The 19,267-nt window shown below is 49.2% G+C and carries 21 protein-coding genes and 1 riboswitch; of the genes, 11 read left to right on the top strand and 10 right to left on the bottom strand.

Translation table 11 applies throughout. The features are described from left to right. A partial coding sequence (locus V7Z69_RS02575; RefSeq protein ID WP_334138370.1) for a flagellar hook-length control protein FliK occupies positions 1–1,215 on the top strand: 1,215 nt, incomplete at its 5' end. Between the two features lie 18 nt (positions 1,216–1,233). Beyond that, positions 1,234–1,686: a flagellar export chaperone FliS gene (fliS, locus tag V7Z69_RS02570; RefSeq protein ID WP_334138368.1), complete on the top strand. Its 453-nt coding sequence runs from the start codon at positions 1,234–1,236 to the stop codon at positions 1,684–1,686. 21 nt (positions 1,687–1,707) lie between these two features. Here fliS and flgK read toward each other — a convergent pair whose 3' ends face one another. Continuing rightward, positions 1,708–4,173: a flagellar hook-associated protein FlgK gene (gene flgK, locus V7Z69_RS02565; protein WP_334138366.1), complete on the bottom strand. Its 2,466-nt coding sequence runs from the start codon at positions 4,171–4,173 to the stop codon at positions 1,708–1,710. Between the two features lie 119 nt (positions 4,174–4,292). Between flgK and flgA the strand changes: the two genes are divergently transcribed. The 5 genes from flgA to flgN are packed head-to-tail and all read left to right on the top strand — an operon-like array spanning position 4,293 to position 7,492. Then, positions 4,293–4,994, top strand: coding sequence for a flagellar basal body P-ring formation chaperone FlgA (flgA, locus tag V7Z69_RS02560; RefSeq protein WP_014162282.1), 702 nt, complete (start codon positions 4,293–4,295; stop codon positions 4,992–4,994). A 16-nt stretch (positions 4,995–5,010) separates the two neighbouring features. Further along, positions 5,011–5,586, top strand: a complete 576-nt coding sequence (locus V7Z69_RS02555) for a flagellar basal body L-ring protein FlgH (protein WP_014162283.1) — start codon at positions 5,011–5,013, stop codon at positions 5,584–5,586. Between the two features lie 25 nt (positions 5,587–5,611). Beyond that, positions 5,612–6,724 (top strand): flagellar basal body P-ring protein FlgI, encoded by a 1,113-nt coding sequence (locus V7Z69_RS02550; protein ID WP_334138363.1) that lies wholly within the window; start codon positions 5,612–5,614, stop codon positions 6,722–6,724. 13 nt (positions 6,725–6,737) lie between these two features. After that, on the top strand, positions 6,738–7,031 hold the full coding sequence (locus V7Z69_RS02545) for a hypothetical protein (protein ID WP_014162285.1): 294 nt from the start codon (positions 6,738–6,740) through the stop codon (positions 7,029–7,031). Between the two features lie 2 nt (positions 7,032–7,033). Beyond that, positions 7,034–7,492, top strand: a complete 459-nt coding sequence (gene flgN / locus V7Z69_RS02540; protein ID WP_014162286.1) for a flagellar export chaperone FlgN — start codon at positions 7,034–7,036, stop codon at positions 7,490–7,492. Positions 7,493–7,496: 4 nt separating this feature from the next. Here flgN and V7Z69_RS02535 read toward each other — a convergent pair whose 3' ends face one another. The 6 genes from V7Z69_RS02535 to V7Z69_RS02510 all read right to left on the bottom strand — a co-directional run bounded on the left by V7Z69_RS02535 (position 7,497) and on the right by V7Z69_RS02510 (position 13,193). Next, positions 7,497–8,024, bottom strand: coding sequence for a chemotaxis protein CheD (locus V7Z69_RS02535; protein WP_014162287.1), 528 nt, complete (start codon positions 8,022–8,024; stop codon positions 7,497–7,499). A gap of 1 nt (position 8,025) precedes the next feature. Further along, the gene (locus tag V7Z69_RS02530; protein ID WP_014162288.1) at positions 8,026–8,640 is read right to left on the bottom strand and encodes a chemotaxis protein CheC; all 615 of its coding nucleotides are present in this window, start codon (positions 8,638–8,640) and stop codon (positions 8,026–8,028) included. Positions 8,641–8,658: 18 nt separating this feature from the next. Next, positions 8,659–9,714, bottom strand: a complete 1,056-nt coding sequence (locus V7Z69_RS02525) for a protein-glutamate methylesterase/protein-glutamine glutaminase (RefSeq protein ID WP_334138358.1) — start codon at positions 9,712–9,714, stop codon at positions 8,659–8,661. Positions 9,715–9,792: 78 nt separating this feature from the next. Next, positions 9,793–10,662, bottom strand: a complete 870-nt coding sequence (locus tag V7Z69_RS02520; protein WP_014162290.1) for a hypothetical protein — start codon at positions 10,660–10,662, stop codon at positions 9,793–9,795. Between the two features lie 24 nt (positions 10,663–10,686). Next, positions 10,687–12,774, bottom strand: coding sequence for a methyl-accepting chemotaxis protein (locus V7Z69_RS02515; protein WP_014162291.1), 2,088 nt, complete (start codon positions 12,772–12,774; stop codon positions 10,687–10,689). Between the two features lie 92 nt (positions 12,775–12,866). Further along, positions 12,867–13,193 carry a hypothetical protein gene (locus V7Z69_RS02510; RefSeq protein WP_014162292.1) on the bottom strand — a complete coding sequence of 109 codons (327 nt, stop codon included), beginning with the start codon at positions 13,191–13,193 and terminating at the stop codon, positions 12,867–12,869. Positions 13,194–13,354: 161 nt separating this feature from the next. Here V7Z69_RS02510 and V7Z69_RS02505 point away from each other — a divergent pair, with 161 nt between their 5' ends. Together V7Z69_RS02505 and V7Z69_RS02500 are read left to right on the top strand one after the other, a co-directional pair. Continuing rightward, positions 13,355–14,365: a sigma-70 family RNA polymerase sigma factor gene (locus V7Z69_RS02505; RefSeq protein WP_334138353.1), complete on the top strand. Its 1,011-nt coding sequence runs from the start codon at positions 13,355–13,357 to the stop codon at positions 14,363–14,365. A 26-nt stretch (positions 14,366–14,391) separates the two neighbouring features. Next, on the top strand, positions 14,392–14,853 hold the full coding sequence (locus V7Z69_RS02500) for a chemotaxis protein CheW (RefSeq protein ID WP_334138351.1): 462 nt from the start codon (positions 14,392–14,394) through the stop codon (positions 14,851–14,853). Positions 14,854–14,855: 2 nt separating this feature from the next. Here the strand turns inward: V7Z69_RS02500 and V7Z69_RS02495 are convergent, their stop codons facing one another. After that, positions 14,856–15,338, bottom strand: coding sequence for a hypothetical protein (locus V7Z69_RS02495; protein WP_334138349.1), 483 nt, complete (start codon positions 15,336–15,338; stop codon positions 14,856–14,858). A gap of 40 nt (positions 15,339–15,378) precedes the next feature. Between V7Z69_RS02495 and V7Z69_RS02490 the strand changes: the two genes are divergently transcribed. Together V7Z69_RS02490 and V7Z69_RS02485 are read left to right on the top strand one after the other, a co-directional pair. After that, positions 15,379–15,909: a hypothetical protein gene (locus tag V7Z69_RS02490; protein ID WP_334138347.1), complete on the top strand. Its 531-nt coding sequence runs from the start codon at positions 15,379–15,381 to the stop codon at positions 15,907–15,909. Between the two features lie 32 nt (positions 15,910–15,941). Then, complete coding sequence (locus V7Z69_RS02485; RefSeq protein WP_334138345.1) at positions 15,942–16,499, top strand: helix-turn-helix domain-containing protein; 558 nt, start codon at positions 15,942–15,944, stop codon at positions 16,497–16,499. Here V7Z69_RS02485 and V7Z69_RS02480 read toward each other — a convergent pair. Then, positions 16,496–16,999, bottom strand: a complete 504-nt coding sequence (locus V7Z69_RS02480) for a hypothetical protein (protein WP_334138343.1) — start codon at positions 16,997–16,999, stop codon at positions 16,496–16,498. The two genes, V7Z69_RS02485 and V7Z69_RS02480, sit on opposite strands and share 4 nt — an antisense overlap. Positions 17,000–17,049: 50 nt before the next feature. Next, a riboswitch (cyclic di-GMP riboswitch) is annotated at positions 17,050–17,139 on the bottom strand. A 154-nt stretch (positions 17,140–17,293) separates the two neighbouring features. Further along, positions 17,294–19,267, bottom strand: a 1,974-nt coding sequence (locus V7Z69_RS02475) for a flagellin (RefSeq protein ID WP_334138340.1), incomplete at its 5' end; no start/stop codon positions are given.

Here is a 19,267-nt window from a genome sequence, read left to right as displayed (position 1 = left end):
TCTCAATGGATGGGGAAAGGTGCCTTCTCTGACCTTTTAAAGTTGGTTGAAAACCTAGACAGCGCAGGTGCCCAGCAGAAAAACCAGGTACCAAGAGTAACCGGTTTGGATGTTTTGCTGAGTTCCATGGCCCAAGGGTATGACGCTAAAGATCTTTTGGCTTTTTTGAATGAAAGTGGTGAGGTTGAATCTTATTTTGGAGATGGGCCTTGCAAAGACCCTGAGGCAGCCCAGAAGAGTGAAAGGGGCAATGATCTTGTAACTTTGATCAAGGGCCTCAATTGGCTCTTGAAGGGTGGTAGAAACATCCCTTCAGAGGAGAAGGATCTTCATGAGGAAGAGGGTCACAAAGCCGTCAAGGATGAGGATGTGCGGGATGATTTAAAACTACAACAAGAAGGAAACCAAATGGTGGGAGGGCCCCTTTTGGTTCATAACCCGTCTTCATCAGGCTCAGGACCTTCTACATCTAGGGAATCCAAAGATAATAGCGAGGGCCGTGTCTTTTTTGTCCAAGAGAACGGACTGGGGCAACAAAATGCCCCGAAAGGCGAAAGAAAGGCCTCTTTGGAGGTCAACCCCGCGCAAAGTCCTTTGATAAAAGGTCCAGAGGAGCATAGGGAGAATGTGGGAGGGACTGCCGATCTTTCAAGGTTTCATTTAGATGGTGTGAAAGAGGAAAAGCCTGTGTTTGGGGATTCTTCAGGAGCAGGGGCTTTATTTGAGGCAAGGGATGTCCCTCCACAAAACCAAGGGGATGCGCCATTTCCTATCAGAGTTCAAGTGTCCTCAAGCCTTTTGGCCGAGGGGATGGATAGGACAATCACTATATTGAGGAGTTCCAGTGGAGAGAAAAGGGGAGTTATACAGATAGAACCTCCTGAGCTTGGAAAAGTGCGGGTGGTTGTGCATTCGGACCACAACACGGTAAATGTGAGGGTGACCGTCGATGGTCCAGAGGTGGGGCATGTGATCCAGCAGGCTTCGGATGGCCTTAGAAACGCCTTGGAGAAAAGGGGCCTAGTGTTGGGAGAGTTTTCCGTCGATGTGGGGGATAGCGGCCACCAAGGTACCTCAAGGCATAATGAGTTTTACGGCTTTGATAATAACTTTTTGGGGGCCTTGGCGGAAGAGGATAACCTTTCTGCGTTAGAGGAAGATATTCTTTTGGGCAGGCTGGACGTAAGCAGGGGCGTCTGGCATTGGGTTGTTTAGTAGCGCGCTGGTGAAAGGGTGATACGCGTGGCAGGAAACGACAAAGATATAAGGAACATGTACTTGATGCAGGAGATTTTGACGGCTCCCAAGGAGAAGCTTCTGCTCATAACCTACAGGATAGCCATAGGGGCATGCCAGAGAGCCGTGGAGGCCATAGAGAAGAAGGATCACGAGGAGGCCAACCATGAGATTAAGACTGCCCAACAGGCAATTAGGGAACTAAGGTTCGCCCTGAGGACCGAGGAAGGTGGAGAATGGGCAGAACAGCTCGGAAGACTTTATGATTTCATGTACGCCCACCTGGTGGAAGCAAACGTAGAGAAGAACTCCCAAAAAGTGCAGGAGATACAAAGACTTTTGCAGGAACTTTTGAGTGCTTGGGAGGAGGTCTTCCAGAAGCTCGAACAGGAAAACAAGGTCTCCGTTGCCAGAGAGCTTGTAGGCGGGGGACTGAACATATCAGGTTAGGTAGGCGGGGTTATCTCCCTCCTACCTACCTGCTATTCCCATTCCGTTTATCACCTTGTCCAGTAGCTCGTCGAGGACGGTTATGTAGCGAGAAATGGCCTGGTAGGAGTGCTGATAAGTTATTATGTTGATCATTTCCTCGTCTATGTTGACACCCATTATGGACTGTTTTTGGTTGGATATCTGTTCGGTGAGTACTGACTGGTTTTCTTCCATTACCGCGGCTTGCCTACTTTGGGATCCCACTGACGCGATGAAAGATTGATAATAGTCCTCTGCAGTAGCAGAATCTTCGTTGAAAACCCTTTTGGAGAAAAGCTGGATCAATTCCAAAGCTTTTGAGGCATCCCCGCTTCCTGTGGTGTGCCCAGTTCCATCGTCCGAAGCGGTTGCCAATAAGTAGGTTCTTTCCCATAGTGTGGAGTTTACGGATAGGGCGCTTGCAGCTTCTTTCTCCCTGTCTATGGGAGAAAGAAGTGGGGTTCCAGTTAAATCGGCCCCGGAACTTATGCCATGTCCTGAATAGTGAATAGCGTTCATCTGGTCCGATAGGGTTTTGGCGAAGTCGTTTAGGAAGTTCATGGCCTCCCGCACCAGCTCATCTCTGGACATTATGAGACCGGCGATGTAGCCTCCATTTACGTGACGTTCTATTCTTATGTCGGTTCTGCCCACTCCGTGGAGATGAAGTTCCACCCCAGGTATGACCTCCTCCAGTGTGTCTGCTTTGAATGCGTTGTAACTGGTTATGGGTCGTGCCTTGGTGAAGACGTTGGTGGCCGATAGGTAATTTTGACTATCCACCTTGAAGAGGGCGTCCTCTGAGTGCTGAATAATATTGGTCTTACCATCAGAATCGACCAAGCCCAGTTTTTGGGCGGCAAACAGGCTCCTTCCTTCGGAGGGAGCGATGTTTATCCTGTAGTTTTCTCCTATGACGTTGCTTTCCAGTTTTATATAGAAAGTGCCGTTGACCGCCTGTTCTATGGAAGCGTGGAGCCACTCTTCAGGAGAGCTTGGTTGGGAGTTTATACTGTATGCACTGTTGATCTTGTTGACTATGGTTTGTAGGCTGTCTTCCTCCGTTATGGATATCTGAACCGTGGGAAAGTCTTTTTTGATGCCCATGAGAGATACTAGGTTGCCTTCGATGTCGGTAAGGGAGACCAGGTGCCCTTCCTGTCCCTTGAAGGTTATCTTCTCTCCTGATGGATCTACCGATGCGTACAGGGGTACACCGTTGGAAGGATCATTTATGAAGTTGGCTAGGTCGGTTGTTTCCAACTGGTTTCCGGCATCGAAGGAGCCGTTTATGATCCAACTCCCTGATGTTGTGTCCCAGTCCACGGTAATGACCTGCTCTTTTCCTCCGGCAGCGGCCCTGAATGTATAGTGGGTTAGATCTCCAGTGGACGGGGAAGTCAATATCACACCCCCGGCGAGGGAGCTCGAAGAGGGGGAGTAACCGTTGGTTCCCACCTGTATGGAAAAGCCTCCCTCTATGCCAAGGCTTTCGTCCTTGGACGCAAAACCGCTAATTCCTGTACTGTCTCCAATGGCCCAATGCTTTTCATTGGCTAATCGGGATATCTCTACACTGTGGACTCCTTCCGTTGCCTCTGGAGATATGGCAGCCGTTGCGGTCTGGGGGTTGTTGGAGGTTGCAAACTCGTTGTCCTCTATTTGAACATCGTAAAAACCGTTGTTTCCGTCTTGGGGAACCAGCATAAGATGTCTGGCAAGGTCGTCCTGAACCAGGATTCGGCCTGCCAAGCTGACGCTTATGGAGCCGAGGCTATCTGCCTGGCTTACCTTTACGTCCACCAGTTTCGATAGTTGATCTATCAAGTTGTCCCTTTGATCCATTAGGTCGTTGGGTTCGTCTCCAAGGGCCTTTATGGTCTTTATCTGACCGTTGAGGGCAGCTATCCTGTCTAGTAGGCTGTTTGCCTCATCTACTTTTAGTTGAACTTCCTGGTCTAAGGAAGACCGGTACTCATCGAGATTTTCGTAGATGTGGTTAACTGTGGTGCAGAAGTTATCCAGTTCTCTCAAGAAACTTTCCCTGGTGGCCGATGAATCGGGATTTTTCTGAAGCTCGTTCAATGCCTGGTTCAGTTTGCTCAGGGAGCCTGATATGGCGTTTTCCGAAGGTTCTCCCAGGAACATCTCCACGTATTCCAGGGAGGTGCTGACAGCTTCCCAATAGCCCTCCTTGGTTGATTCCTGCCGGAACTGTTCGTCCAAAAAGGCGTCTCTGATTCTTATTATGGCATCTATACCCACTCCTGTGCCAATCTGTCCTGCTCCCGCAGGGGAATTTATGCCTGGTACGGTGTATGGATCAGTGGGAGATGCCTCCACTCTCTGTCTTGAGTAGCCTTCTATGTCGGCGTTACTTATGTTATGTCCTGATGTCTCTATGGCCTGCCTGAAGTAGTTCAGGGCCCTTCGGCCTATCTCTAAACCGGAAAAAGTATTGGACATGGAGCAAATCCACCCTTCAAAAGAGATTCCAAGCTCTATTTTCTTATCGGCTATCGGGGCAGGTAAATGTACCCTTTATCCTCTCTCTAGATGGTATTATAAAACCAGAGGTGAAGCATATGTTGAAGACCTTTTCTCGAATATTGCTGCTTTTGATTTTGGTTTTGTGCCCCTCACATGCCTTTGGTGAAGTCCCTGAGATAACTTTGGAGGGATTGCAGCTTCAGAGGGGAGATGGACCAGAGGTGTTCCTCCATAGGCTTCAGAAACAGCACCCTTACATACACTGGAGTCACCTAGAGATGGAGCCGGAGAAGCTGGAAGTTTACGGTGAAGTGATAAGCCCTAAGAGCATATATGCAGGAGCAAGGGCCACCACAATAAGGACTAGATATGGAGAGAGGGTCATGGCGCAAGTTGTGAGACTGCGTTGGTTTGCCTACCTTGTGGTGGCGGCAAAGGGGATAAAGGGTGGGGAGGTGTTGTCTCCCGAGGCCTTGGAGATACAGCTAGTGGAGTACAAAAGAAGTTATGGAAGGTGTTTTTCTGATATTGGTGAAGTTGTTGGCATGAAAAGTGCCAAGAGTATAAAAAAGGGACAGCCTATAACCGATAGAGATATAGAGAGGCCCTATTTGGTGGAACGAGGAGATAGGGTGACCGTGGTCGTTCGTTCCGGTGGAGTTGAAGTAGAAATCGAGGGTATAGCCTTGGAGTCGGGATTTCAAGGAAGCAGGATAAGGGTGAGGGTTCCCAAGTTCAGAAAGGACATAGAGGCTGTTGTTATCAACGAAAAGATGGTCCTTTTAGATTTAAATTGAGAGAAGGGTGAAGGCCGTGAAGTCGGTAAGGAAGGTTCTCTTGAGTTTTTTGGTTTGCATTTTAATTCCAAGCGTGGTCTTTGGGGAGTCCCTATGGGTGGACGGCCCTTCCCTAGTGGCGGATCACAGGCCATCCAAGGTGGGGGACATAGTGACCGTGATAGTATCCGATAAGACTCAGGCCAAGAACGAAGCTGCCACGGACTTGAACAAGCAAAGTTCCCTTTCCGCAGGGGACGGCCTTGGAATACTGGATTTTATAAAAAAACTGGGGCTCAGTACTTCCAGCAGCGCCACGGGGGATGGCTCCACTGAACGAAAGTACAACTTCACCACCACTATAACATGCATGGTCACCGAGGTGCTTCCGGGGGGTAATCTGCGTTTGGAGGGCAGCAAGGACATTAAAGTGCACAAAGACACGGTTACACTGAAGGTGGAAGGGGTAATTCGTCCCCAGGATGTAGGCCCTGACAACACCATTGAGAGTGACCGTTTGGCCAACGTAGTAGTGAGGGCGGAGGGTATAGGTAGCATAAGTGACCTACAGAATCCCGGCCTTCTCACCAGGCTGTTCAACGCCATATTCTGATCTGTTTAGGGAGGATCCTTGTTGAATGCTGAGGAAACTGATTGGATTTGTTGTTTGTTTCGTCTTGTTTTCTTTTCCATGGGGAGATGCTTATGCTCAGGTCTACCCTGAGACCAGGTTGAAGGACATAGGAAGAATTGAGGGGGTAAGGTCCAACCAGCTTGTAGGAATGGGACTGGTTATAGGTCTTCAAGGTACGGGAGACAAAGGGGACCTGGTGCTTGCCATGCTGGGCAACCTGGTGGAGAACTTTGGTATCTCCATCGATCGCGATGATCTTAAAAGCAAGAACACGGCGGTGGTGACGGTAACTTGTGAACTGCCTCCCTTTGCAAGAAATGGACAGAAGATAGACGTAGTGGTTAGTTCTGCCGGCGACGCTAAGAGTTTGGAGGGAGGCGTATTGCTCCAGACCCCCCTTAGGGCTGCCAATGGCTTGGTCTATGCTGTTGCCCAGGGGCCCATATCGATAGGAGGGTTCTCCGCCGGCAGTGGTGGATCCAGTGTGTCGAAGAACTTTTCCACCACCGGCAGAATACCAGGAGGGGCAATAGTGGAGAGGGAGACTAGATGGGACGTTCAGGACGATGGCAAGATTATGTTTTTCCTCAATAGACCCGATTTTACCACCGCCGATAGGGTAGCTAGAGCGATAAATTCAAGTTACGGAATGGCCATAGCCAGTGCGGTAGATGCCGGAACGGTGGAGATAGCTGTGCCTGCCCAATACAGGGGAAACCTCACGCCCTTCGTTGCATCCTTGGAGGGAATAAGGGTGAGGCCCGATGCTGTGGCCAGGGTTGTCATAAACGAGCGAACGGGCACCATAGTGATAGGAGGCGATGTCAGAATAGGTGAAGTAGCAGTGGCCCACGGCAACTTGACGGTCACTGTGAAAGGCAAAAAGGACGTCAGCCAGCCGGAGCCCTTTTCTTTAGGTGAAACGGTGGTGACTAGTGAGGCCACTGTGGCGGCCGAGGAAGAGCCAGGGAGCCTTGCGGTGCTCAGGACCACTGCAACGGTGGATGATGTGGTAAAAAGCCTCAACGCCTTAGGGGCTACGCCTCGAGACATAATAACTATCTTGCAGGCTATAGCCCAGTCTGGTGCGCTGCAGGGAGAGCTTGTGATAATGTAGGAGGTGGCCTGGCATGAAGGTAAACGAGGCAATGGGGAGCGCGAGCGCGCCCCAGCGTCATGCTGACCCTTCAAAGGAGCAACGGCGCCTGAAGGACGCATGCAAGAAGTTTGAGGGAATTTTTCTGGCGCAGATGCTCAAGAATTCGATGAAAGGCCTTTCAAGTGACGAGGACAAGGGCAGGAAGGGCAATGTTCTTTGTGACGTAGCGATGGAGATGACAGGGGAGGCGCTAGCAGAGGCATCTTCTGGGGTAGGGATAGCAGATATGCTTTATGAGAGTCTGAAGGACAGCGTGGAGGACTAACTATGATACGCGAACTTTTGAATGACTTAATAGATAAAAATCAAAAACAAGTCGAAGCCCTTGGAGAAGTGCTTGAGGTGCTTAAGGAGGAGAGGGATGTCCTAAAGGCCAACAAACCAGAGCTTTTGACAGGTCTTCTGGAAAAGCTTCAGAGGGTTACTGCATCGGCTATGCTGGCTGAGGCACAACGAGCAAATGCAGCTCAGGCCCTAGCGGATTTCTTGGGATGTAAACCGGCTGTCAAGGATATATGCCTGCACCTGGATGACCAGGATTGTGAGAGGTTAAAATCCTCTTCTGCTGAGCTTTTGAAGATGGTTATCTCCATCAAGGAGATAAGCTACACCCTTTCACGACAGGCGGAGGAGCATCGCTTTTTGGCGGAGCTAATCCTGGAGAGGCTCAAGTTCATGAACGCCTCTACCAGGAGTGAGGCTCTTGCCATAGATAAGAGGGCTTGACCTTTTATATGGCCTTTGGCTTAGAACCTATGGTTTTCACTTCTAAGGTGCATGTTTCAGTGTAGAACCTTACGCTTCTACCTTTGTTTCCGCCTACGTCCTTGCCCTCTATAGGTATTTTGAATTTATCCAACATCTCCATTACTTTGGCAATGTTCTTCTCTCCTATGGCCATTGCGGGGGCTTTCGATGTGGCGAACATCTTGGCCCCACCGGCCATCTTGGCCTTGAGGGACTTGGTCGTTATCCCCAGTTGCTCCAGTTCGTATATCAAGGCAGGTACTGCCGTATCTGCATACTTGCCGGGCTTCTCAGAGGCCTCTTTAGGCTTAGAGGAACTTTCGGGCAGCATTATATGAGCCATGGCCGCAATCTTGTCCTTGGGAGAGTACAGGACCAATCCTATGCAGGAGCCCAGCCCCAGGCTGAACAATATGGTGGGACATTTGCCTACTGCAATATCTCCCATTCCCACGCTTATGCTCATAGAGGAAGACTGTATAACTTCTTTGTCGATGCTCACCCTGTTCATTCTACAGAACCCCCATTATGGAGAAGATCTTTTCGAAGGTTCCTGGGGCAGGGACCATCAGGATCTTCCCAGAGAAATGATCCATGCTCTCCAACTCTGGGAAAGAGAGAGATGTGTTCAAGAGGAAGGCCGTATCGCCAACTTCGCCAAATATGGATACCAAGATGTCCAGTACGGATCCCAACATGTCGAAGGCCAAGGATGGGACATCTGGATGGAGCTCCAGGTTAAGGAAGTCTCCCATGGCGTTCAAAAAGGCCCCCAGGACTATGTTGCCAGCTTCTGCCAGGGCGGATTCCACCAAGGCTTCGTACAGGTCTCCATCGGGGGATATGCTTATTTGTCCCATCAGCATCTCGGACAGCTGAAAGGCGTCCTCTTCCGACAGTATCATTACAAGATGGATGTCCAGATTGGTGTAGCATGTGGATAGTATGGCACACACTGGAGTTTCGGGATTTCCGAAATGGGTTGGGAGCTCCTCAAAGGGCAGAACCTCTGCCTCGGGGATGCTGACCTCAACTCTCTTTCCCACCAGCTGAGAGAGTGCTGTAGCTGCGTTTCCCGTACCGATGTTAGCTATTTCTTTCAGTAGGTCCTCTTGAAGTTTTTTCAAACGTCAGCACCTCCAAAACTACTGGAACAGGCTTGTTATTTTTGGGGCTATTTGGTCCAAAGGTAAAAATATATCGACGGCTCCCACCTCTCCGGCGGCCTTGGGCATGCCGAATATAACCGCCGTCTCGGGGCTTTCGGCTATCACGAAGGAGTTTTTTTCTTCTTTTAGGAGCAACGCACCTTTGGCTCCGTCCTTTCCCATACCCGTCAATATTACGGTTACAGGTTTTGCGTTTTCCAACAGCGAAACGCTTTGAAACAAAACGTCCGCTGCGGGTTTCACCCCATTGACTGGGGGAAGGTTGGCCAAATGGCAATGCATCCTCCCTTGGGTTTCCTTTATTATCATGTGTTGTCCTCCCGGTGCCAGGATTGCTACGCCAGGAGTCATAGGAGTATTCTCTGAACCTTCAACCACATGTATATTACACAGTTGATCTAATCTACTTGAGAAACTTTTGGTGAACCCAGGGGGCATATGTTGCACAATGGCTATTGGAGCGGGAAAGTTCTTGGGAAGTTGCGGAAGAAGTTTCATCAGGGCTTGGGGGCCGCCGGTGGAAGATGCAACTAATAGCAAGTTGTAATCTCCCTTTTCATCCGGAACTTTGGACACTTTTTTAGGATATGTTTGGTCTAATTTAAGGGTTTTGTCGGAGCACAAAGACATAAAAGCGCTTCTTATCTTAGTTATCAAATCGGTTTTTACGCTTTGGATCTCGTCCTTGTCAGATTGAGATGGTTTGTGAACGAAATCAAAGGCTCCTAGCTCCAGGCATTTTATGGTGGCGTCGGCTCCTCGTTTTGTGAGGGTGCTGAACATTATCACCTTGACCGTTGGATTGGCCTCCAAGATGCCCCTAAGGGCCGTTATGCCATCCATGACGGGCATTTCTATGTCCAAGGTCACCACGTGGGGTGCAAGTTTTTTGACCTTCTCTATGGCATCTAAACCGTTTCGGGCTTTTCCTACTATTTCTATATCCTCTTCGGAGGACAGCATGTCCTCCAATATGAGCCTCATGAGAGCGGAGTTGTCCACTATGAGGACTTTTATCTTTTCCGTTTTCATACATTCCTCCCGGTGCAATTAAGTTTGCCAAACTTCACTAAAAGTATATGTAAAAGGTCGATATTAAACAGCAACCCTTCAAAATTGCCTTCCACTGCTCATGAAACAGCCCTGCAACAAAAGGCAGAACAAATCAATGAGGGAAAGGTTGTCCTTTGGGATTATACCTTGCAACCTGGCAGTTTCAAAGGCTTCGTACAGGTCTTCCCAGCTGTTTAGATGAGCCTCTGCGAAGGAGGCGAGGTCTTCTTCCGAGGTGATACCTGCGTTTTTTAAAAAAGGTTCCAGCTTATTGATCCAGTCTTCTTTCACCTCATATGAATTAGTTATGGCCAGGAGGTTTTCTTCTGCCAACTCTACCCAACGTTGTGTTATGCCGCTTGGTATGATGCTCAAGGCAGATTCTATGTCCTCCTTGGATAGCAAGGAGGAACTTGTGTGGTCTTCTTCTACATGTGGTGTTTCTTTAAGGCTAGCATCCACTTTTGCTTCTTGTTGTACGTAGGGTTTGTCATTGAAGAAGTTCTCTATATGGCTTATTTGTTCTTTCATGACAGCAATGGATTCTTCATCTGATGGATTTGCCTCAGTAGATGCAATGAGCGAGCTCAACCCATGGTGCAGTACGGTGTCCACAACAAAAACCATGGTCTTACCCTTAAGGTCTTGCCACTCAGGAAGGCCTTGGCGCTTTCTTTTGAGTTTTGCGGGTATCTTCAGGGGCCTTCCTTTGATATGTTCTTGTTGTCCCTTTTTAACGTCGAATTGTTCAATGATGAAATCCTTTGCCGTATCCATGTCTTTTGGGAGGTAAAGTATAATGTTCACAGCAAGTTCTTTTTCGTTTAAACTCTTGAAGTTTAAGGAGTAAATGGGGACCCCCCTAGCTGCAAGCCCTTTCTCAACAAGCTTTTGGATCATGAAAAAAGAGTCTTCATAACCTTTCAACGGTATGGGCCCCCTTTGTGTCTTTTAGCTTATCTTGAATTTGTTCATCTCACCTATCAGCTTTTCTGCCATCTCGGAGAGACCTTGGCTTGAGGCGGAGAACTCCTCTGCCTGAGCTGCCTGTTCTTCCGCCGTAGCTGAGAGATGGTTTATGGATTCTTCCACGATCCTTCGTCCCTCGTTGAAGGTCTTCAAAGCCTCCTCTATTTTGGAGTAGAGGGAGGCTAGCTCCTCCATGGCTTTTCCTACCTGGTTTCCTTCTTCTTTTGCTCTTTCAGCGTCGCTTCTTATGGTTTCGAAGGCTTCCCTGGTTTGATCTATGGCTTCTATGCCCTTTGCTGTAGTCTCATTGGATTTCGATAGGGATTTTTCTGCCTTCTGTACGCGAGGCTGTATCTCCTCTATGTAGGAATGGATCTGCTGGGCTGCGTTGGAGGATTCCTCTGCAAGTTTTCGGACCTCTTCTGCAACCACGGCGAACCCTCTTCCGGCATCACCTGCGCGGGCGGCCTCTATGGCAGCGTTCAGGGCAAGAAGGTTGGTCTGGTCTGCTATGGAGGATATGGTTTGAGCCATTCCTATTATCTTAGACATGCTCTCTGTGACCTCTTTGAAGGAGCTGTTTACTTCCGTTGATATTTCATCCAGTTCCTTCACAGTGGATTCACTCTGCCTCACAAGTTCAGCGCCTTTTTGTGTTGCTTGAAGCTGCTCATCGTGGAGAGCCTTTAGCTTCTCCATCAAGGACTCCATGTTTTGTACGAGGTCTCCAACCTGTTCTATTTGTTGAGCTATGGTGCCCAGTATATTCGATTGCTTTTCTATGGCGTTTCGGACCTTCTGTACTTGATTTATGCTTTCCTCAGCACCTCTTCCCGTTTCGTCAGCCCCTGCTGCTACTTCCTGGGCTGAGGCCGCAAGCTCCTCTGCTAGGGAGCTTACGTTGGATATCATCTCCCTCAGGTTCTTCATGGTATCCAATATGGACCTTTGAAGGAGGGATACTTCCTCGCCGTTGAACTTGTTGAATTTGGCTTCTCTGAAGTCCCCTTCTCCCATCTTTTGAGCGATGCCCGTTATCTCAACTATCGGCTGTGCGAGACGCCTTCCGAACACCACTCCCAGGGATGCTGCCACCAGAAGGGCAAGGAGGGAGACACCCGAGATCTTCAAGAGGAGGTTGCGTATTTGGGCTGTAATAAGGGCCTTGGGTACTGCATAGCCTATCTTTAGTCCGCTTGGGGTCTCTTGAATGGATACGTAGAAGTTACCTATAACTTTCACATCTCCGACGGCCTCGAGGAAGGAAGCTATCTCTTTTGCATCATTTTCGTCGATGGTCCCCGTTGAAGAATCCAGTTTGGGATGAGCTATAACTTTATTGCCAGGGGACAACACAAACTTGAAGGAGCCATTTCCTTCCCCTCGGTTTTTGATGAAATCGCTGAAAGCTTCGATGTTGATGTCAATGCCCGCCACTCCTAAAAGTATCTCCTGTTGATCCTTTTTGCTCTTTACCATTACTGGTTCGGCGTAGGTAACCACCGCTCTCTTGCCCATTGGAGTGCTTACAATCCTTGGATCAGTCCATATGGCCTTCTTTTTCTTCGTTGGAACAAAGAACCATTGGGCTTGTGAAGAGGTTTCTGTGAAGCCGTTTTTGTCCACCGTTAAGGAAGTGTCGGTATTGATCTCCCATTTGCCATCGGCTTTTTTGGCTACCGCGGCGCCTGTAATGTTCTTCTTGCCTATCAGCGGGGAGTTGAAGTAGAAGTATAACTTCTCTGCCCATGGGGCATCTTGGGCCACGGAGATCAGGCCGTAAGAAAGGTTGCCTGCGTAGTAGTCCTCAAGCTCTGGGGAGGCCAGCCAACCATCGGGATTGACCTTTTCTGCAACGCTCCTGTTGACTATGACGACCGGGGATTTGAGATGAGTTCCGTAATTTTCTAGTTCCATGGACAGGTGCCTTACAGTTAGGTCTATATTGTTTTTGAGGTTTTCTTTTTGTAATGCATAGATCTGAAAACCTACGATTAGCAAGACCGCAAGGACCACGATCAGTCCCGAGATTATTATTGAAGCTGCCGTCTGCTGCCACAGTTTCCGCAAGGTGCACCACTCCTCCTAGATATTTTCATTATAGTATCTTCCTAAAGTTAGATCTGATATACAGTATAATTAGTGGGTGTGATGTAAACAACCTATGCTTCCCTGTCAACGAGAGAGGAGAGGATTAGTCTAATTTCTTCGACTTTTCTGAAAGCTTCGTCGTAGGATATGGAGAAGATGTTTTTGTTGCCTTCGTAGGCTTCTATATGTTCTTCTTTGACCTTGAGTTTCACGTTGCGGCCAAAGGCGCGCAGTGTTCCTTCCAGGATTTGGGCCACCCATTTGAGGTTCCCTATATTGTACTCATGGTGGGCGTAGGAGAGCTTGGCCTGTTTTGCAGGAGTCTCTGATGTGTACAGCGTTGGTTTTCTCGTCGGAGCAACTGGTGGTTTTCTCTCTATTCTTCCTTGGTCGTCCATACTAAAGGCCTCCTTTTCGCATTTGTCTAAAATGTATCCCATTTGGATGATCTTTAAAAGAGGTTTTGTGAAATTGACCCTTCGGGTCTAATCTTTATTCCCATTTCGGCCGATAAGGTATGTAGGATGAATTGCAGACGGATCCAGGGAGGGAACCGTAGATGGCTAGAGTAAACCACGGAGGGATATGTTTTACCTTACAGGGCTATGCGCCTGCTCAAGAGGATCAGGCAGAAGTCCTGGCAGATGGTGTGCTTGATCTGGAAGAGCCCGTTGTGGAACAGGATGAGCTGTGGGATTTGGAAGAACCCTTGGAAGTTGCCCCCCTTGACCCCTTTCATATTGAAATAAGAAAGTTCCCATTGTTGACTCCGGAGGAGGAAAAAATGCTGGCCAAAAAGATTCAAGAAGAGGGTGACCGTGAGGCCTTCGAGAGGTTTGTTTTGGGCAACCTCAGATTGGTCATTGCGTGCGCCAAAAAGGCCAAAGAGAGAGTGGGGCAGGACCAAAGTATTCTCTCCTTTATGGACTTGGTTCAGGAGGGGATCATAGGGCTAATGATAGCAGTTAGCCGCTTTGACTACAAAAAGGGGACCAGGTTCAGTACCTACGGAGTTCCTTGGATATACCAGCGGATGAAGGTGGCTTTACTGCAGCATCGAAGGGGAATGAGCGTGCCTGGATATGCAGGGCTTTCCGCCAGGGCCTATGCTGAGCAAGTGAGGGCTTTCAAGTCTGGGGAAAGGTTAGAGCTCCCTGATGGGGTGGACCTTGATAGGATCAGATCTCTTGCCGTCATATCGGACGTTGCCCTTTCCATAGATTTCGCCGATGGTGATGAGCAGGGCAGCTTCTCGGTCAGCCCAGAGGCTCTTAAGGGAAACAGTGCTGTAGGCTACGAGGAAACGGACCCGGAGGAAGTGCTTGAGAGGACCTTTTTCAGGGATGAGTTCTTGAGCCTTTTGAGGAAAGAGCTTTCTTGCGACGAATACGACATACTGTGCAGGAGGTTTGGCTTGGGGAACTACACCAGTCCCCATAAGCTCTCCGACATAGCTGAAGCTTACGGGAAAAGTTCAGAGTACATAAGGGGAGTGGTTAACGGGGTAATCAAGAAACTCAAAGAGAGTAACTTGCTTAAAATGTTCTGCCAGACTTGGGGTGTGGCGTGATTCATTTTTGATTGGAGGGTATGAGAATGAGCAGTATCGTGGTTTTCAGTCTCAAAGATGAAAGATACGGTGTGCCCATAGAGAAGGTCAGGGAGATATTGCCCCTGATGAAGGTGACTTCTGTTCCAGGCACCCCCCACTACTTTAAAGGGTTTCTGAACGTTAGAGGGGAGCTTATCTCCCTCATAGACCTGAGAAAGTTCGCTGGCATGGAGGAGCTGGATGACCTTTCCATGGCCAGGATTCTAATATTGAGTTCCGATGAAGGGGTGACCCAGGGCATCATGGTCGACGAGGTCTCCAATATAGTGGAGCTTCCCTGGCAGGATCTGCAGCCCATAGACGAAGGAAAAGGCAGTTGCGGCATACCCAAGGAGTTCTTGAAAGGAATACTTATAGACGGTTCGGAGATAATAGTTGTGCTGGACGTTGATAGCTTGCTTTCAGGGGAGAAGAAGGAGCCCCGCGAGGAAGTCGTAGGTCGTTGAAGTTATTCTTTTTCGTCCTTGGGTCCTTTGGAGCATAGATAGCTTATGGCCATCAATGTAGCGAACCAGTAGGCCATGAAGGACGCTATCAAAAGCTGAGTGGTCTTGCTTCTACCCTCGAGGTGCACCATCTTGTCCCTATAGTCTATGGGCCTTATAGTGCCCTTCTTGGGGTCATAGAAGAACCGAATGGCAGGGTAGTATGTTTTTGTGCCGTTGTTGGAGGTCTTTTGCTGCCATATTTTCCATGCAGCGCCTGTGGGGTCTATACGTTCTATGAAAACGTCTCCGACGCCGTACGTCTGGGGCACGATGAGCCGCCTGCTTTCGCCTTTTTCGATCATCGTTTGCAGCATGATGTCCAATGCAGGGAGGCGAAACTTGAGAGATGAGTAGTCGGACGCATCAATGTACTTGCCGCTTGCGTCCACGAAAGCTGGCTCAGAAAGATTGTTTTCTTGCTCTGGCTTGTTGATTTGACTCAATAAATTCACCCCCTGAATTTTAAGGAGGACGGCCAGGACTGTGTCACAAGAAAAAAGAAACAACAGACCTTCCTCAAAGAAAAAGGTTAAGAGTTCATCAGGAAGGAAACAAGGATACAAGATGGCCTCTTGGCAAAAGGAGATACAGAAAGCAGCGTGCCGAGAGAAGGACCTGGAGGGGTTCAATGCCTTTATGGAGGCTCTGGTGGACTTGCTTGGAAGGTTTCAAGGTGAGACCTTCATCATCAAGGGAGACAGCAGGGAATTTAATCTCTTTTGTTCTCCAATGGACTTTCTCTTCGTTCTGCAGAAGGTGACAAAGAAGAGAGGGTATGCGGGAGCGTCCTCACTGATCTTTTTTGTAAACCAAAGTGTGCCGTCTATAAAATTATGTTTAAAGGTGTATGATCTATATGATATGATAAAGTCAGAAAGAGCGATGCCTTTTGAGGAGGAAGTCAAAGAAGGCTTTTTTCTTTCCCTCTTGGAGGCTTTAAGGGGCATTGAGGGTTCCTTTCCCGACAAGGAACTGCTGACGAAGGTTTTTCTCCGATCGTTGGGGAAGACTTAAGCGGCTGTTAGTTCAATCTCTGATAGTTGGGGATGTTGGCTATGATGGGGGTTAGAAAGGACGGAATGGGGCCTTTGGTCCCTGCGGATTACATAAAAAGGCTCAGGTTGAGCTTGGGGTTGACTCAGGCTCAGTTTGCGGTCCTTCTCGAGGTGGGCAGCGTAACGGTATCTCACTGGGAGAAGGATGGCATGGATGGTGCCAGAAACTCAAGTTATGTCAACCTCAAAACTCTTGTAGGGTTACTGCGTCAGGCCATGGAGCATCCTGAGATGTTGAATCTCGAAAAGCTGTTGAAGTACTTGGATTTGGCGTCCCGGCACGAGTTGGTGGTTCACTATCTTCCCTTTGAAGATTTGGTTGCTCAGGAGTTATTGAGCGTCATCAACAGTGGGAGCGTGACGGGCGTAGTCGTTGCCCTGCTTCTGGACACAGAATTGGTTCGCCAAGGAAGGCCTACCCCTTATGAAAAGATTGTGTCTATAGAGGATAAAGGTCCAGCCCTAGGAGGCGGACTCCAGGAGGACGGCCTTTTGGACCAGATAGTGCGCCGCAGGAAAAATGACCTTGAAGATGCGGGTTCCTCCTAAATTAAAGCACGTATTTCTTCCAAGCTTTTTGATATTAGATCTATGTTCACGGAGCCTGGTTTTTCCCCATCGGGAATGCTAGAACAAACCAGCTGAAGAGACCATAGGTCGTTTCCCTCATCGAAAGGTTCTTCTCCGTATTCCGTGTAGAGTTGGTTTAATCCCTCGTGTAGGCGTATGAAAATCTCTTCTAGATTCTTGCTGCATCCAGAGAGCTTTGCTTCATCCAAAAGGAGCGCAGCACGATTCAAAGAGGGGTTGTTTTCGAGGTGCTTCAGCTTTTCATGGGGGAGGCTTTCTGCGACCAGCCTAATCAAGTGTCCCAGGCTGTGATGGTGCGGTGGTTTTATCTCTGGGGGGAAGATGCTTTCCCACAGAGATACAGCCTTTATGACCAAAGATGACACTTCTTCAACTCTGCGCAGGTAATAAGGATTTCGACTGCAAATGATGGGGACTCTTATAGTTTTACCTATAGCGAAAAAATAATCTTTTTGCACTTTTATTCCCCCTAATTTGGATAAGAGCCTAGCAGGGGGCGGATTAGATCGCCGGCAGCCAGGCTGTCATAGCGCGAAATGTGCGCCTTAGACCCTGGGCTTTGCGCCGCAGGCCTTCGCCTGCTTTGCCCTTATCGGCTTTTGGCTTACAAACTATATATAGGGGAGTATATTACTATCCCAACGAACAGTCAATAAGGCGAGTTAATTTTAGAAATTTTCAAAACATACTGCTAAAAAATAAAAGGGGCAGATATAATCTGCCCCTTTTTATGCTTTTGTGTTTATATAGCCTTATCTCAGAAGCTGGAGCACCTGCTGCGGCAGCTGGTTTGCCTGGCTCAGCATGGCGCTTGCGGCCTGCATGAGGATCTGGTTCTTGGTGAATTCGGTCATTTCTGCTGCCATGTCCACGTCCCTTATGCGGCTTTCCGCGGAAGTAAGGTTTGTGCTTGCCGTGGTCAGGTTGTTGATGGTGTGCTCCAAGCGGTTCTGGTAGGCACCCAGAGCAGCTCTCTGTTCAGAGACCTGGTTCAAGGCGTTGTCTATTATGGTGATGGACCTTGCGGCGCTCTCTCTGTCGGTTACCAGGACCTTGTCCACGCCCAAAGCTGCGGCGGACATGTTGCCCAAGTCTATGCTCATCTTCTCGCCCTCGTTGGCTCCTATCTGGAAGACTGCTGAGTTGGAAGTGATGTGTACATTGGTCTCGAAGGACGAAGAGTCAGCGGTTATGGACCAGCTCTTAGTGGTGCTGTTCCAGGAAATGCTTGCGTTGGCCATCTTGTCGAACTCTATGTCCACGTTGGGGTCGATGACGCCTACAAGGGTGTTTCCGGTAAGTTCCACGTTGCTTGCTACCACTGCTCCGGTGTTGGAGTCGGTAACGTCAACGGAGAAGCGGTTTTCCTGGCTTTCCTGGATCACGTTGAGGCCCAAGGCGGTGATTATGGAGTCGCTTCCGACGAAGTTGAGCTCCCCGGCCTTACCTGCCACCGCGCTGCTGAACACCAAGGTTCCGGCGATGGAGTAGGGGGAGTTCTCCGTTACTTCGCTGGAGGAGATGAACTGCACGAAGTTGTTTGCATCAGCGGAGGACACGTAGTTTTTCTGCCCCAAGGTCTCCGCTATGGCCTGGTTGAACTTGGTAGCAGCCTGCTCCAAGGTGTCGTCGGCATAAAGGGTAACTGTGGCCTTTTTGCCGTCGCCCTGGACGATGGTTATGGTCTGAGGATCCTCCAGCAAGTTTACTCCACCCGTTCCCTGGAACTGGGCAAGGTCTTTGAGTTTGGTGTTACCTGTTGCCACCGTACCCTCAGGTAGGCCACTTGCCACAGTGAACTGGAACGCAGGGGATTCATCCACCAGATAGGTGTCAAAGTCCATCTGGATGGCGCCGTCGTAGAGGACGTTGTTGCTGTCCACCTGGTACATGTAGAAGTTCTTGTCGGAAGCGCCATCAAGGGCACCATCGGTGAAGCTGAAGTAGTAATTGTTGGTTCCGTCGGTTATCCTGACTACATCACCGTTTGTAAGGCCGCCAGTATCCCAATCCCACAGGGTCAGAGCAGCCTTGTCTCCCACCGATGCGGTATTGATGTCGAAGGACATATTACCTAAGTTTACTCCGGAGATGATGTTATCGGCGCCATCAAAGTTTGTTGCGTTGGAATCAACGCCTGTTAGGTTGACCGAGCCGCTCGTCCAGGTTCCGTCGTTCTGCATGGCCCGGTACTCTACGGCTAGGTCAAGGGTGTTGGCGTCACTGTCCTTACCGGTTACTTCTATTGACATGGTGAGATACGATAAGTTGGATGATGCCAAGTCGAGAGTTAAAATATCATCGACAGACATAAACCCGTTCGGGTCGTTGAGGTTATACCCCACAGGCATACTGGCTGCGGCAACGTTGTTGGAGGTTATGACGCTGTAAGTTCCGCCGGCCATCTGGTTTCCGTCCACGGTGTCGATGTTTGTGATGTTTTGAGATGCCTTCGAAACAGCGAAGCCGCTGCCGCTCGTGTCGAAATCATCGGCACCACCCACGCTGGTGTCGGTGGTAGCTGACAAGGTTCCACCAGCTTGGATTACGGTACCAGTTCCGTCAGATAAGGCAAACGATGATCCGCCAACAGCACTTAGAGTCGTAGTGAAAGAAAAGTCTGTTCCCGCCTCTTTTGCAGTGATGGTAATAGCGGTGTCATCTACGCTAACGGTGAAGTACTTGTTGAAGTCATCGCTGGCCTCCAATCCTGCCTTGATCTCTGT

Source organism: Thermovirga lienii, from assembly GCF_036847465.1.
Lineage (GTDB): Bacteria > Synergistota > Synergistia > Synergistales > Thermovirgaceae > Thermovirga > Thermovirga lienii.
This window is presented reverse-complemented; position numbering and strand designations above follow the sequence as displayed.